This is a genomic window from Bradyrhizobium sp. PRIMUS42, assembly GCF_023006515.1.
Lineage (GTDB): Bacteria > Pseudomonadota > Alphaproteobacteria > Rhizobiales > Xanthobacteraceae > Bradyrhizobium.
The window spans coordinates 1-651 of record NZ_JALBGZ010001433.1 but is presented as its reverse complement, the minus strand read 5'-3'; the positions used below and the strand labels follow the sequence as shown (position 1 = coordinate 651).

Genomic DNA, 651 nt, shown 5'->3' with positions numbered 1-651 from the left:
GGCCGTGCGCGCGCGTGCGAACGCGGTCGGAGGGCACGCCACGCTGATCCGGGCGGCCGAGGATGTCAGGCGGGATGTCGACGTATTCCATCCGCAGGCGCCAGGTATTGCAGCACTGAGCGAGCGGGTGCGCGCCAGTTTCGATCCAAAGACCATTCTCAACCGCGGACGTTTGAGGCGGGGCGCTGGGGCATGAAGACCGAATTCTCACTGGCGCAGCTCGCCGACCCCGATATCGCGGAAGCCGACAAGATCCTGCGCGCCTGCGTCCATTGCGGCTTCTGCACCGCAACCTGTCCGACCTATGTGCTGCTCGGCGACGAGCTCGATAGCCCGCGCGGCCGCATCTATCTGATCAAGGAGATGCTGGAGAAAGACCAGGCGCCGACGGCCGAGGTGGTCAAGCATATCGACCGCTGCCTGTCGTGCCTGGCCTGTATGACGACCTGCCCCTCGGGGGTGAACTACATGCATCTCGTCGACCAGGCCCGGGTCAGGATCGAGCAGCGCTATCAGCGGCCGCTCACCGAGCGGCTGCTGCGCCAGGTGCTGGCCTTCGTGCTGCCGGATCCGCAGCGTTTTCGCGTGAGCATGATCCTGGCGCGGCTGGCCCGCCCGCTTGCCGTGTTCCTGCCGACGCCTCGTCCCTCG

Annotated in this window: 1 protein-coding gene and 1 pseudogene; both read left to right on the top strand. The window is 66.7% G+C overall.

All coding sequences use genetic code 11. From position 1 onward, the window contains the following. Positions 1 to 196, top strand: a pseudogene (locus tag MOV75_RS40885) (2-hydroxy-acid oxidase); the annotation flags it as partial. Then, a partial coding sequence (locus MOV75_RS40880; protein WP_247008530.1) for a 4Fe-4S dicluster domain-containing protein occupies positions 193 to 651 on the top strand: 459 nt, incomplete at its 3' end. The pseudogene MOV75_RS40885 and the gene MOV75_RS40880, both read left to right, overlap by 4 nt.